Annotated in this window: 12 protein-coding genes; 4 read left to right on the top strand and 8 right to left on the bottom strand. The window is 40.1% G+C overall.

Going from position 1 to position 14,831, the window contains the following annotated elements:
* Positions 1-36 precede the first annotated feature (36 nt).
* From ACFSVN_RS07435 to tadA, 3 genes are all read right to left on the bottom strand, one after another.
* Entirely contained in the window at positions 37-2,058 is a 2,022-nt protein-coding gene (locus ACFSVN_RS07435) for an alpha-amylase family glycosyl hydrolase (protein WP_390300591.1), read from the bottom strand.
* Positions 2,058-4,091, bottom strand: coding sequence for a methionine--tRNA ligase (gene metG / locus ACFSVN_RS07430; RefSeq protein ID WP_390300589.1), 2,034 nt, complete (start codon positions 4,089-4,091; stop codon positions 2,058-2,060). The genes ACFSVN_RS07435 and metG overlap by 1 nt, the downstream gene beginning before the upstream one ends.
* A gap of 118 nt (positions 4,092-4,209) precedes the next feature.
* Positions 4,210-4,686 (bottom strand): tRNA adenosine(34) deaminase TadA, encoded by a 477-nt coding sequence (gene tadA / locus ACFSVN_RS07425; protein WP_390300587.1) that lies wholly within the window; start codon positions 4,684-4,686, stop codon positions 4,210-4,212.
* Positions 4,687-4,744: 58 nt separating this feature from the next.
* Here tadA and ACFSVN_RS07420 point away from each other — a divergent pair, with 58 nt between their 5' ends.
* The 4 genes from ACFSVN_RS07420 to ACFSVN_RS07405 all read left to right on the top strand — a co-directional run bounded on the left by ACFSVN_RS07420 (position 4,745) and on the right by ACFSVN_RS07405 (position 7,728).
* Entirely contained in the window at positions 4,745-5,287 is a 543-nt protein-coding gene (locus tag ACFSVN_RS07420; protein WP_390300584.1) for an adenine phosphoribosyltransferase, read from the top strand.
* A 68-nt stretch (positions 5,288-5,355) separates the two neighbouring features.
* On the top strand, positions 5,356-5,841 hold the full coding sequence (locus ACFSVN_RS07415; RefSeq protein ID WP_390300582.1) for a hypothetical protein: 486 nt from the start codon (positions 5,356-5,358) through the stop codon (positions 5,839-5,841).
* Entirely contained in the window at positions 5,838-7,061 is a 1,224-nt protein-coding gene (locus ACFSVN_RS07410; protein ID WP_390300580.1) for a hypothetical protein, read from the top strand. Before ACFSVN_RS07415 ends, ACFSVN_RS07410 begins: the two co-directional genes overlap by 4 nt.
* A gap of 133 nt (positions 7,062-7,194) precedes the next feature.
* Positions 7,195-7,728 (top strand): SixA phosphatase family protein, encoded by a 534-nt coding sequence (locus ACFSVN_RS07405; RefSeq protein WP_390300578.1) that lies wholly within the window; start codon positions 7,195-7,197, stop codon positions 7,726-7,728.
* Here the strand turns inward: ACFSVN_RS07405 and ACFSVN_RS07400 are convergent.
* From ACFSVN_RS07400 to ACFSVN_RS07380, 5 genes are all read right to left on the bottom strand, one after another.
* A complete protein-coding gene (locus ACFSVN_RS07400; RefSeq protein ID WP_390300576.1) occupies positions 7,713-9,650 on the bottom strand; it encodes a hypothetical protein in 1,938 nt (645 codons plus the stop codon). The two genes, ACFSVN_RS07405 and ACFSVN_RS07400, sit on opposite strands and share 16 nt — an antisense overlap.
* Before the next feature lie 178 nt (positions 9,651-9,828).
* Positions 9,829-10,839, bottom strand: coding sequence for an AAA family ATPase (locus ACFSVN_RS07395; protein ID WP_390300574.1), 1,011 nt, complete (start codon positions 10,837-10,839; stop codon positions 9,829-9,831).
* On the bottom strand, positions 10,818-12,188 hold the full coding sequence (locus ACFSVN_RS07390) for a peptidylprolyl isomerase (RefSeq protein WP_390300573.1): 1,371 nt from the start codon (positions 12,186-12,188) through the stop codon (positions 10,818-10,820). Before ACFSVN_RS07390 ends, ACFSVN_RS07395 begins: the two co-directional genes overlap by 22 nt.
* Complete coding sequence (locus tag ACFSVN_RS07385; RefSeq protein WP_390300571.1) at positions 12,178-13,089, bottom strand: peptidyl-prolyl cis-trans isomerase; 912 nt, start codon at positions 13,087-13,089, stop codon at positions 12,178-12,180. Before ACFSVN_RS07385 ends, ACFSVN_RS07390 begins: the two co-directional genes overlap by 11 nt.
* Before the next feature lie 10 nt (positions 13,090-13,099).
* On the bottom strand, positions 13,100-14,818 hold the full coding sequence (locus ACFSVN_RS07380) for a peptidylprolyl isomerase (RefSeq protein ID WP_390300569.1): 1,719 nt from the start codon (positions 14,816-14,818) through the stop codon (positions 13,100-13,102).
* Positions 14,819-14,831: the final 13 nt, after the last annotated feature.

Here is a 14,831-nt window from a genome sequence, read left to right as displayed (position 1 = left end):
TTAGGATGATTAATTGTTTAGACAGCGTAAAATATTTTAAGCATTGCTCACACGCAACTTTCTTAGGATAACTCCTGAACTTGCGGGAACACTTAATTTTTGTTGCACACTTTTTATGGTCTTATTACCTGCTTTAAGTGCATCAACGACTAATTCCCAGTATCCATCCGGCAGATCTATTTCGTGCTTGGTTTGGGAATTGGTGTTCAATGATACAAAGTAATCGTACATATCACCCGAACTTTTTCCATTAATTGAGAAAGTTATGTGCAGTGGATCCTGATACACTTTAAAATGTATATCATCGGGATCAGCCTTTCTAAAGGCTGGTGATGTTAAGCGTAAATTTATCAAACCTTTATAGTATTTATATAAATGATTATTAAGCTCAATTTCATTATAGTTAAGCCAATTTGTAGCATCATCTTTGTTGTAGGTATCCCGATCTAATGTTCCTTTTCTGGGATCATTTTGGTTTGGATCCATAATAACTTTTGCGCGTGCCCATTCTTGTCCAGCATGCAACATGGTGATACCCTGAGACACAAAAAGAATGAGTGCACCAAGTTTAGAAATTTTTTCTTCTTTCTTTGAGAGAGATGTAGCTTCGTCTTTGTTTTCGAATATTTTCTGAGCTTTATCTGGGTCTAAAGCTATCCTTATATAATCGCCGAGTGTGTAACCGTCATGGCTTTCAAGGTAATTGACACTGTGCCCGGAGTGGTTAAAAAGTCCAAATTCTCCTGAACGTAATGTACCTCGGATCAGGTTTTCTATAGCAAACCGAGTATGTAAGCCAATATTTCCAAAGATAAGCCCCTGATCATCCAATGGGTTATAGCCTTTGATCGCATTTCTAAAACGATCATTCCATGAAGCCCAACCGTGATCTGAAAACCCATCCGGTTTATACTCACTGCCCCAAGGCTCAGCAATAAGAATAACGTTTGAATTTATTTTTTGAGCTTCTTCTTTGATACGGTCTATAGTCTCCCAATCCAGGATCCCTGCAAGATCAAACCTGAATCCATCTACATGATACTCTTCCATCCAATGTTTGACAGATTCTATGATCAAAGCCCGGGAACGTTCTGAAGTAGTATCTATATCATTCCCTGTCCAGCTGTCGTTCAATAAGTTACCGTGATCATCTAATTTAAAATAATGGTCTTTTGCTGTGTATTTTAATGGGTTAAGATCATAATGAGATGCATGGTTATAGACAACATCCATTATCACAGAAATGCCTTCGCTGTGGAGCGTTTTGATCAAATTCTTCAGCTCAAATTCAGCTTTATTTGATCTACCGGTAATCGCACCCAATTCAAGGCTAGCATCAGAAGCATACACTGTTTCCGGAGCAAGGAAGAATGAGGTCATGTATCCCCAATAGTTTAGAGAATAAGGATTCCATGTATTCTTTATTCCTTCCTCGGTTTCTTCTTCAAAAGGAGGTTCAAAATATCCGAATTTTTGAAGTGGAAGAAACTCTACAGCATTAACTCCTAATTTCTTAAGATGGTGTATACCACCATACTCAGCTTCTCTAAAGTCATTATAAATTCCCTGAACGTATGTTTTAGCGGAAGGGTGTGCCACCATGTCTTTGATATGGGTTTCATAAATAATCAAATCTCTGGGATCATCAGGAGCTACAAATGTATCACCCTCCCAATCAAAATTGCTTTCAGGGACTATCTTTGTTTTTGGGAATTGCAAATGATGGTTTTTGGTGGTGACGTTCGTACTCATGGGGTCCGCAATGGGATGGGAGGGCTGCATAAAAAAGGGATCGTCTTTTGGCCCCAAAATATCATAGGCATACCAATGCCCATAAAAAGTATCTTGAATGATGATCTCCCAAATACCTTCTTTATTTTTTTCTAAAGGCAGTCTAAGACCTGTTTTATCCTCATAAGATTCAAAAATAACTACTTTGACAGAGGTAGCCTTAGGAGAAAAAAGCCTGAATATAGTCGAACCGGCCTCTATTGTACAACCCAAAGGATATGTATTTAGATCACTGATCGTACATCCATTCTCAAGTTGGGATTCCATTACGTAATGGGGCTACCCGGCTCTGCAGTAGTTTCTACAAACTTGAGTTCGCCTTCCGGAGTTTCTGCCATAAGTATCATTCCCTGACTTTCTACGCCCATAAGTTTCTTAGGTGCTAGATTAGCTACAACACTTACTTTTTGCCCAATGAGGTTTTCTGCATGAAAGTCATTTGCAATACCTGACACAATGGTTCGCTCCTCAAGTCCGATATTTACTTTGAGTTTCAGGAGTTTATTGGATTTTTCGATCTTTTCAGCAGAAATGATCTCACCGGCTCTGAGATCTATTTTCATGAAATCTCCAAACTCAATATCCTTTTTAAGTTCCGGTACATCAGGTGTTGGGTCGGCCGCGGCAGCTTTATCGTGAAGTTTCTGTATTTGTTCTTCGATGATATCGTCCTCAATTTTGTTAAAAAGTATATCTCCCTGGGTTACAGCAGTACCTTCAGCAAGCATATTTGCATTGATATCTGACCAACTGAAATCATCACTAAGTCCAAATTGAGCTCTTAACTGCTTCATCTTGGCAGGAAGGATAGGATCAAACAAGCAGGATAGTGCAGCACTGATCTGTAGACTTACATATAAGGTGTTCCCACATTTTACAGGGTCATTTTTACGGGTCTTCCAGGGTTCGGTCTCTGTAAAATATCGGTTGCCTATCCGGGCCAGATTCATGGTTTCGTTTATGGCTTCCTTAAAACGGAAGTTTTCATAGGCTTGAGTCACCTTTTCCTTTTGATCTTCGATCGCATCAAGGGTTTCCTGGTCCAGGTCGGATGGTTCTATCAATTCAGGAACTTTTCCTTCCGCATAATTTGCTGTGAATGATAAAGAGCGATTGGTGAAGTTGCCCAGAACATCAGCTAATTCAGTGTTGATGTGCATTTGAAAATCCTTCCAGGAAAAATCAGAATCTTTAGATTCGGGAAGGGTAGTACCAAGGGCATACCGGAGGAGATCCGGCTCAAATTCTTCCAGGTACTCATGTAACCAAACTGCCCAGCCCCGTGATGTTGATAATTTCTTTCCTTCAAGGTTCAGGAACTCATTGGCAGGTACATTTTTGGGAAGTACGTAATCACCATGTTCCATTAATATCACGGGAAACATAATGCAATGAAAAACGATATTGTCTTTACCAATGAAATGGTAAAGCTCGGTATCCTCATTTTGCCAGTAATCTTTCCAAAGCTCAGGTTTACCTTGTTCCTGAGCCCACTCCTTGGTAGCTGACACATAACCGATGGGGGCATCAAACCAAACGTATAATACCTTGCCTTCGGCTTCATCAAGTGGCACGGGTACCCCCCAAGTCAGGTCGCGAGTAGCAGCACGATCTGCGAGGCCGTCTGTAAGCCAGCTTTTAACCTGACCCATTACATTCGGCTTCCAGTTCTCCCGGGTTTCGATCCATTTTTCAAGTTTGGGTTGTACATCCCCAAGTGGCATGTACCAATGTTCAGTTTTTTTAAGCTCAGGCTTTTCTCCGGAGAGCGCACTAACAGGATCTATCAATTCAGTCGGGGAGAGTGAGGTTCCGCATTTCTCACATTGATCTCCATATGCTTCTTCATATCCGCAATTCGGACAAGTTCCCTTTACGTATCTGTCAGGCAAAAACATATCTGCTTTTGCATCATAAAGTTGTTCCTCCGTTTTCTTTTTGAAGAACCCCTTTTTATGCAGAGTTGTAAAAAATTCCTGGGAAGTTTCGTGATGGACTTTCGAACTTGTTCTTCCGTAATAGTCAAATGTAATTCCAAAATCCTCAAATACTTTCTTATTCATGCCATGATACCGATCCACAATATCCTGAGGAGTAACACCTTCTTTCTCGGCCGCTATGGTAATAGGAACACCATGCTCATCGGATCCACAGATAAAGGCTACATCGGCGTCCGTTCTTCTTTTGTAGCGTACATAAAAGTCGGGGGTGAGATAGGCTCCTGCAAGGTGACCAAGGTGAATTGGTCCGTTAGCATAAGGCAAAGCTGAAGTAACAAGAATTCTTTTTCTATTGGGCATGAATGAGTTTTGTCCGTCGTTTTTTTGGGAAGATAAGAAATGATGTTCTTAATATTTAAAGTAGCTATTGAATATTTTAAAACAATGCAGCATTTCAGGAACTTATATTATCAAGATACTAGTCTCTTTTATTTCTAAAGAACTCCTTTAATAGGAATTCAGCTTCCGCTTCCATGACTCCCTGAATAACATCCACACTGTGATTCAGTTTTTTATTGGATGAGATATTGAACACGCTGCCGCATCCACCGGATTTAGCATCTGTAGCTCCAAAAACCACGGTTTTTAATTTACTCCATACAGCGGCTCCTGCACACATCGGGCAGGGCTCGAGGGTCACATACAAAGTGCATTCACTTAAGTATTTTCCCGACAAGGTCTCACAGGCGGCCGAAATAGCGATCATTTCAGCATGTGCGGTGGGATCATTCATTCGTTCAACCTGATTGTATCCCTTTCCAACTATTCTTCCTTTATACACTACAATAGCCCCAACCGGAACTTCACCTTCCTCAAGTGCCTGTTCGGCTAACATAAATGCTCTTGCCATAAATCGTTGATGCTGTTGCATGAGTGGGAGATCGATTGTATTCATAAAACTTGATTGCTATTGTTGGTTTTGGCTACCTTGGCGCGAACTAAATCCGATCCTGATGAAGAACGTACACCAAAGTATTACTGATTATATTTCTAATACTATCCGAACTATTCCTGATTTCCCTAAAAAAGGAATTCAGTTCAAAGATATAACTACCTTGCTTCAAGACAAAAGGGCTCTTGAGTTAACTTCTTATATGTTAGCCCAGCCATTCAGAAATAGATCAGTTGATTTTGTAGTTGGCCTGGAATCACGGGGGTTTTTATTCGGAACTAATTTAGCTCAGGATCTTAACGCCGGTTTTGTTCCTGTCAGGAAACCGGGAAAGTTACCCTCTAAAACTCTTTCTGAGATGTATGCACTGGAGTATGGGGAAGACCATGTGGAAATTCATCAGGATGCTATTTTTAAGGGGGCGAAGGTTATCATCCATGATGACCTGATAGCCACAGGTGGAACGGCTTCTGCAGCTTCAAAACTGATCAAACGACTGGGAGGCGAGATCGTTGGCTATTCCTTTATAATCGAACTTTCTTTTCTGAATGGGAGAGATCAGCTTGTTCAAAATGTGCCTATCGAAAGTATTGTTATAGAATAAGGGAACAAATTTCATTTCTTCAGATACAATTTACTGAACGAAAAATATCAGTAATTGAGGACTTAGAAATGAAATCAAAAAGCTTTATACCGATCCTATTATTGGCTTACGTAATGTTGGCAACCGCGGCTTGCAATAAGTTTGTGGTCGAGAATGTAAACTATTCTCAGCAAATTGAATCTGTGTTGATACCTGATGAGAATGGAGATGTTAACGATATTCGCCATGGAATCACATTCAACATCGAGCCATTCAAAATTCAGGAATTCGGCGAAGAGGATACTACACCTGAGATCAAAGAAGTACGTCTTATCCGAAATGCAGAAGGCTATTATTTCATCACTGCAAACCAATTTAAAAATGTTTATGTGATGGAACCGGGCAAATCAGAACTTAAGCTGAAGAATAAAATTCAAGTGTCTGAAGAGCGTCTTAACGCTCCTGCATTCAATTTACGTGATAAAGCTGTACAACTCGTAAAAACGGATACAAACGAAATTCTCACTTTAAACGAAAACGGACTTCAAGAGAGTAAAGAGGAGGACCAATCATGAAACGCATTATATCATCAATATATATCATACTTATAATTTCATTTGTTGCCACCAATGTTGCAGCTCAAAATTCAGATTATCAGGTAAAACAACAATTTGTTCAATCATATGAAGAGTTGAAAAGCTCCATTGATCTTGCAATGTCAGTGGATGAGGTGGATAGTCTCCTTGATCAGGTATCCAAGCTAGAAGTCAAATATGAAGATCATGAAGAACTTTTAGATCATGCCTTGTATCCGCAAACATTTTCCAGCAGCATTGAGGCCTTACAGCAAGAAGCACGTAATGCAGAGCATATGTTGCTGATCATCGAAGGGCAAGAAGAGAAGTTGGTGAAACTTTCTGATGAGCTTGCAAATTATAGGTCAGAAATAGATCATCTTAACAACAGAACGGACTCTTTGCGAACTCTAATAACTGATTCTGAGCAAAGTGAAAAAGAGCTTGCGAACCTTGTCCAGAGGTACCGAAACAGTATCGAACAGAGGGATGAGTTTGTTCTGAATATGATAGATTCATTGTTCGTAACCTACCTGGATATGGAAGGGAGTACTTTTACAGAACTGAAAGAGGAAAACAGAACCATAGAAACCGGAGATAATCCATTGGAAGTAATTTTGGCTGTTATCGAAGAAAATATCCAAATACTGAAAACGGATAATGGAACTCTTCAAACTGAAGATTATCTGAGGATATATGTTGTTCAAAGTAGATTTAATGAGGTTTGGACACGAATAGGAGATGATCTGGCAACTATTTACGGTGGTAATAATCCCGAGCAGTGGGAGTCAAATGTTGAAGAAAGATTAAATGACTGGAAAGCAAGTGCCTCAAAAAATATGTGGGCATCAATTGATGAGCATTTAGAGCAAAACAATGTTGACCTGGGAGCATTTGATAACAATAAAAGCTTTTATGAAGCCAGTGATTCTTTCATAAGTAAAGCCACGGATGCAAGTCGTGATAAAGTAGTTACTAATGAAAACTATGAAGACTTTCAGAGATTCTATGACTTCTGGAATACTAAGATAAAAAGTGATTGGGGTGAGTTTGTTCAGGAAGGAGAAGTACTTACCATGGCTCAGATATCATCCATCGATACAGAGATGATGACCTGGAGAGATGAAGCAAAACCACGATCATTTATAATCCCAATTCTGTTTGGTTTGAGTTTAATAACCATTGTTGGATTGATCATTGTTCTTGCCCGTAAGAACTGAATCACTTAAAACTGTTCAATAAGAAAGGCCGGCTGAATAAGTCGGCCTTTCTTATTTTTTTTGAGAGTGTAACTTTTAAAGTTCAGATGCGATACATTCCCATCTGCCAATTTTAATCATGCATTCTACCATTATGAAAAAAATTACCTGTTTATTACTTCTGATCCTATTTACACTTCCTGCTTTTGCTCAGGTTAATTCACAAACAAATACAGAGACGACACTTATTTTTGTACGTCACGCAGAAAAACAGGATGATGGTACAAGAGACCCTTCTTTGACTGAAATAGGAGAGAAGAGGGCTCAAAAATTGTCTGAATTGATCACTTCGAGTTACAATGTTTCTGCTATTTACAGTACCGGATATAAGCGAACACAGCAAACCGCTTTCCCTACGTCAGAGGTTTTAAATCTATCCATCAATGAGTATCAGCTTAGTAATCCTGACTCATTAATTAGATCAATTATCGAATTACATAAAGGCGAACACGTATTGATTGTCGGGCACTCCAATAGTACACCAACTTTGGTGAATGCGGCGATCAATGAAAATAGATTTGAAAAACTGGATGAGTCCGTTTATGATAATATATTCGAAGTTAACATTGATGAAACAGGGGAGACTTCTGTGAACCGGTACACGTATTGGACTCAGGGCAAGGAGTAGTATTTTCTGAGCATCCATTCTGATCCTAATAACAATAGCACTAACATGAACCAAGGCAGGGAACGGACCGGGAAGAAATAATTTTCTTCGACCTGAATTTGGGGTTCTAACATGCTTGCAGATTCGAGCGTATTCCAAAAACTTTCAATGTCATCATAAGTAAAGAACGCCCCGCCTGAATTCTCAGCTATCGAGCGAAGCAAGCCATCATTTCTGGTTGTGTTTGATAGCTCTGAGCTGGTATTTGATACGAGAAACTCTCCATTTTGTGTATCCAGTTGCCGGTTTCCCTTTCTTGCTGTTGCTGAATATTCGTATAAACCTTCAGAAAGACGGGGAATATTCAATCTGTAATTTCCATTTCCTGAATGATCCATGTTGAAGGTACGAGCCGATCCGCCTTCTCTTTGTAACTCTACCTCAATGATACCGGAATTCTCAGGATCCCCTCGTTCATTTCTTAAGCTACCATTTAAAACCGGTCGTTCTGTGGTATTAAATACTTGTTTTATAGGGTTAATGCGAAGCATCCTGTCATCAGGGTTACTTGCTGTCCATGACACAAGGTTTGTGATCAGTTCAGCAGTAAAAACTCTGTGGTCTTTATTCGTACTTTGAAGCATTCTATACCACCCCCAGGAGACAACATGTCCTCTCCTAAGATTTCCTCTTTCAAGCACAGATATAACAGGGTAGTCTGAATCTATCTGGTTATAACGCAATGCAAAGAGGGCTTCTGCCTGAAGGTCAAGTACAGAGGTTCTTAAAGGTGCATAAAGAGGCGGGAGATCAGTCAGGTCAATTTCTGGAAGTTCAAGTACCGGGTGCGCATTTTGATCAATAAGAGGATGTAAGGTGACCTGAGCCGCTTGCCGGGTATCCGAAGTTATCAGAGTTAAAAGATCAAACCCGCTAAGTTGAGAGTTAATGTCAGAACTCAATTCAAAAAATAAGGTGGGCGTGTCATTTAATTCGGATAAAAATTCAAAATTTTGAATAGAATAAGGAGCCCCATGAATGATTATAAGATTGAACTCCTCCTCAGAAGGAAATTCTTCGATAAACCGATTTCCACCTAACCAGGTAAGCGTGTGTAATTCATTTGTTTCGCCACGCTCTATAATCGAGCGAATAGCTTTTACGTCGGGGTGGACCTGAAAAGCAATATGTAAGATCTTAAAACGATCATCTATAACATCCACAGAAAATAATTGCTCGTTATTAGAATCTGTCCATTCATCTGGAAGGGGCTGGACCCGAATCTCATATTGTTTAAGTCCAGCTTCTTCCAAAAGAAGTTCAAATTCAGCAGTAACAACCTGACCATCCGCTTCAAAAGTGATCTGTTTCTGTTCAATGATCTCATCATTTGATACCAGTGAAACTGTTACCGTGTTATTGGCAAATCCTGACTGTGTGATCTCAGCCTCTATGATATGATTGCTGTTTGTATAACCGGTGGCATTCGTGATCACATTGGAAACCGAAATATCCCTGACATTGGTCGTATCACCTATTGCAATCGTAAAAATAGGGATCGCCGAGTTAAAAGCACTTACACTTGGGTTTCGACCGTATGTAATGATCCCATCGGAGATTATGACTGCTGCTTTCACTTCATCTTCCATTTCCAGAATGGTGTTAATGGGGGCGGAAAGGTCTGTCTGAATTTCAACGGCTGATAATGAATCGGGATCAAATGCCTCAACATCACTTCCTATAGAAAAGTAGTTAATATCGGCTTCCTCGATAGAACTAAATGCCAGACTTGACAAGAGATCATTGTAGGATCTTAGACCCTCATAATTACCTTTTGTGATACCCGTGCTTTCTGAATTATCCAGAAAAACAGAAATTTTTGGCTTTACTTTTTTCTTTTCTGAAGAGTAGAAGTAGGGATTCAATAAAAGTAGTAAGACCACTGTGAGACTAATACCTCTCAAACTTATCAAAGACCAACGACTGAGAGGGGGAATGCTTTCAAATTTTCGATAAGAGGCCCAGGAAATACCGAAAAGGATGATAATAAGTACGACAATTAAAGCCGGTGGAAGAATATGTTGAAAGCCCTGGAAATCCACGTTAGCTCCTCATTAGAGATTAGGCTTCATCAATAAGCATGTTGATCAATTTGACAGTGGTAAAACCTTCAGCTTCTGCTGCGTAGTTATTTACAATACGGTGACGAAGAACCGGGATCGCCAGTTGTTTTATATCATCAACTGTAACATGATATCTGCCTTGAGATAAAGCACGGGCTTTACCACCCAAAATTAGATATTGGGAAGCTCTTGGTCCCGCTCCCCAGCTCATATATTTATTCACATACTCCGGAGCAAGCGCATTACCGGGACGGGTTTTAGCCACAAGTTCAACAGCATAATCCAATACGTTCTCTGGAACAGGAACTTCACGAACCAAGCCTTGTAATTCCTTGATCTTCTCTTTGGTTACAAGAGCCTCTATCTTGACATCCTGATGAGCTGTTGTTTTACTTACGATCTCTTTTTCTTCTTCAAGAGAAGGATAATCAACCCATACATTAAACATAAAGCGATCCAGCTGAGCCTCTGGAAGGGGATAGGTTCCTTCTTGCTCTATAGGGTTTTGAGTTGCAAGCACAAAGAAGGGCGTATCAAGCTGATATGTTTTACCTCCTGTTGTCACATGGTACTCCTGCATTCCTTCAAGTAAGGCAGCCTGGGTTTTTGGAGGAGTTCGGTTGATCTCATCAGCCAATAGAATATTAGCAAAAACAGGCCCCTTTATGAAGGTAAATTCCTTGCGACCAGAATCCTTGTTTTCCTCGATCACTTCTGTACCTGTAATGTCTCCGGGCATAAGATCAGGAGTGAATTGTATACGATTAAAAGTAAGGCTAAGTGATTCCGAAAGTGACCGTATCAGTAGTGTTTTAGCTAACCCGGGAACACCTACTAACACACAATGTCCTTTAGAGAACAGACTGATAAGTAACAGGTCAATGATATCATCTTGCCCGATTACAACTTTATGAATTTCATCTTTGATCTGATTAAAAACGGCATGAAACTCATCTGCAAGTTTAACCGGATCTTTTACACCTGAACTCATAGGTTGGTCTCCGTCCATGGTACATCAATTTTATAATCAATGTAGATGTCGTTACGTAACTCTTTCAGCCAATTCTGCATTATCCGAAATTGTTTTTGCTGCAAGGCAATGCTTTTTATTCGTTCATAATCCTGATCCAGATTTGCAACGTGTTCAGGTATTTGTCGGTCAAGTCTTACTATACGGTAAGCCTTTTTATTTTGGCTTTGTAAGGTGAAAGATTTAGGCTCAGAAATGGCGCCCTCCTCATCCATCATAAGTACTATTCTATACATAGAAGGGTCAAGTCGGTTAAGTGCAATAAGTCTTTCGCCTGTTTGTGGATCAAATACCTTACCGCCATAATTCGCAGTGTTAGGATCTTCACTTTCTTTTCTCGCTACTTCAGAAAAAGTTACTTCAGGGTTCGTAAGAATGCTATCCCGAAGAGTGTTTAATTCATTTATCGCATAGTCTTCATCCAGTTGATTTTCATCTACGGAGATAAGGATGTGATTAGTTTCAATACGGTCTCCAACACGTCGGTTAAGTTGAATCACATGGAAGCCAAACTGAGTTTCAACTACGTTTGAAATTCCGCCGGGCTGAAGGGCTGATGCTGCTGCTGAGTATTCAGGAACCAATTCGTCCAAAGACATGAGCGGTAATAGTCCGCCGTCCTGGGCAGAACCGCGATCAGCACTGTGTCGGCGAGCAAGCTCTTCAATAGATTTTCCATGAACTACGATAGAATCACGCAGCTGTTTTGCAAACTCATAAGCAAGTTCTTTGGCGTTACCTCTTGCGGGTGGAATTTTTACAATCTGCGATAAAGAAACTTGTTCAGGAATAGTAGGGAGGGAGTCGCTAGGGATGTTATTAAAAAACTCCTCAACCTCAGGTCTGGTAATAGTAATTGAACTCCGTTTCTGTTGTTGAACGCGGTTTGCAATCATTTGCTCTCGAAAGTTTTCTCGGAAATCAGCTCTCAACTGAATAATAGATTTCCCAAAAGCTTGTTCAAGCGCTTGTTGACTACCTGCCTGTGCGGTCAACTGCCTGATACGTTGATCCATTTGCATATTTACCTGATCATCAGAAACAGTAATGGAGTCGATCTCAGCCTTTTCAAGTAAGACATAATTATTGATGGCAGATTCAAGAAACTGAAACCAAAGTTCTCGGCTAAACTCAACATTTTCACCGGAAACCTGGGCTTGCCTCAAATAATCGGCTACGTTTTGATCAATTTCAGATTTTAAAACAATGTTTTCATTTACATGTGCTACAATTCGGTCAGCAAGCTTGGGAGCTTCCTGTGCATATGATTGTGTGGTAAATAAAAATGAAAGAAAGATGAGAGGTACAAAAAATAAGTTATTCTTCATTAGTTGTTTGATTCAATGTAAGAGTGTCTGATGACACCGAGTTAAGTTCGTTAGTAACGTTGTAAATTGTAATTTCGTTGTTAGCTTGCGCCTGAAGATAAAGATTCTTTACGTATGTGTTGAATGCTCTTTTACGTTTTTCGAGTGTCAGCCATTCCTTGATCTGCTCAATGAGCCAATCGAGGTCGGGATGATCTCCTGCAGGACGCTCTTCTATTAACTGCACAAAATGATAATCATTGCCCGAGCGATAGGTAGGAGATATTTCTGAAGGACCGATGATCCTTAAATATCTATTGAGCATGGAAATATCACCACCTGCAATAGATATAGGCCAGAACCTTTCAGACTCCCTGATCTTCAGATCCGGGTACTTGGAATACCGATCGGCTACTGTATCCCATTCAACTGCTTGCATGAGTTCTCGTTTAGCACGTTCAGCATCAGCGTTACTTTCTGCAATGAGATGCCGATATCTTACATAGCGTTCTTCCAGCGTGAATTTCTCTTTGTTTTGCTGATAATAGTTGCGAGCCTCTTGATCACTTACTTCCATACCATCTTCAAATTCGCCAATTATATAATCCTGAACAGATTGAAGAATAAACTCCTCCTGAAGTCGATGAAGCCTTCTTTGAACGTCTTGTCGGTTAGAAAAATTAAGCCGTTCAGCTTCCTGTAAAATTATTTGTCGGCGAACCCAATCATCTCTGAAGCTGATGTAAGCTGTACTGCTGTCGTCCCTGAAAATATTGGGGGGAATTTCAGATCGAGCATGTTCCTTGGTTAGTACCTCACTTCCAACTTGTGCGAGAACCTCTTCAGAATTTTCAGTGTTTGACTTACAGGAAGCCATTATAAAACCAAGCGATAGGAACAGTAAAAGAAGTTGTGCTTTCATTGAACTAAAATTAAGAATCTTTTTGATACGCTTCGAGTAATTGGTTCAAATCTGAGGAAACGTCATATTTCTCTCTGAGGCTCTCCAGCCATTCTTGTTCTCTTAGCGGCTGGTATTTCTTTAACAATTTGTTAAAAGCTTCGTCAAAGGTCATCTTTCGAGCTCTAAGTTTATCCTGCAGCCAAAATACTCCCCGAGAGTTGTTATAATGAAATTTATTTGAAAAGGTCTCCGGCTTCATATTACCCAACCGGTCAAAGGGTTCAGTAAAGGAGATAGAGACTGAGTCTGAACTAATACGCAAACCATCAATAGCTGAAGAGAGTTTGTCAACGGAACCACCTTTATATACAAACTGAATGGCTTTGTCGAGCGTAGAATCATGGCGTGCAGTAAGGAGATAATAGAAAGACCTTTCCTGGTATTGATAATTAGCAGGATTCGAATGGTACATGGACTGCAACCGGGCAGTATCCACCTTTGCAGGATTCCATAGCTGTTCTTCATTCAGTTTGAACACTATTAATCCTCTCATAAAACTCTCAGATTGCTGTTCAAACTCTGGATAATATTCTTTTGTCACTTCAACAATATCTTCATTTGCAATTCCTCTCCCTAATTTCTCTTCAAAGTAACTCAAAACATAATCGTTATTTGCCTCATAAAAAGAGGCTTGTTCAAGTTGTTCTCTCAGGGCCCGGTCTTTGGTTTCCTGATCCGGATAGCTTTCTACTGAATCAATTTTAAAAATATGAAAGCCGTAATTAGTTTTTTTAGGTTCTGTGAATGAGACATCAGTTTTGACATTCATTACGGTATCAATAAAACTGTTGGAAGCGACCTGATAGTTTAACCAACCAATTAATCCGCCATTTTGTATAGTTGAAAGATCTTCAGAAAAAGCATTAACAACCTGATTCCACAACGTCCCACTTTTAAGCTGCTGATAAGCTTTGGTTATCTTTTGATTTGCAGTAGAATCATTTGTTGGACGAACATAAATATGTCTTGCAAGGCGGGAGGGGGTTCGTTCTCTTTTATCCTGAAGTACTACAATATGATATCCGAATTGGGTTCGGAAAGGATCTGAGATCTCACCCGGCTCAAGAGTATAGATCTGATCTTCAAACTCCTTTACCGTTGTCCCGGCTGTAACCCAGGGGATATCGCCCCCCATACTTCGTCCGTTTCTTACGGTTGAAAATTTCTGGTTTACTTCCTGAGGATTTCTGCCATTCTCCAATTCACTTTTAGCTTGCTCCAGCTTCCTAAGAGCATCATTTCTCGAAGCCTGAGAGGCATCATCGTCAATAGCTATCAAGATGTGAAACCCCTTTAGCTCTGATCCGGAACGATGCTTAAATTCGTCAAAGGCTGAAGGTTTTATCTCCTTTTCTAACCAGTAAGAGTAAGCTGCTTGTGTAAGATAGTTCTCATATTCTGAAACCAGAGCTGAGTCTTTATGGTAACCCATCTCTTTTCCGGCTAAGATCTTGGCTCTGAAATCGAGGTATAGGGGGAGGAAGCTCTCAAGTTCATCATAGGTAGCTTCAGCTAAAGAACTGCCGGTAGAATTCAAGGCATAGTTATTCAACAATTCTTCATATGTGATATCAGTTCCGCCTACCGTACCAACAACCATCAGGTCAGGATCACTTTGAGCTGATAAGGTTGCAGGGATTGTCACTGCCAAAATAATGAAGACAGACAGATTCTTTAAAGATAGCATAGATCTATAGTAC

Origin of the sequence: Gracilimonas halophila, from assembly GCF_042684365.1 — a bacterium.
Classification (GTDB): domain Bacteria; phylum Bacteroidota; class Rhodothermia; order Balneolales; family Balneolaceae; genus Gracilimonas; species Gracilimonas halophila.
Note: the sequence above shows the minus strand (reverse complement) of the source record. Positions and strands in the feature narration are given on the sequence as shown.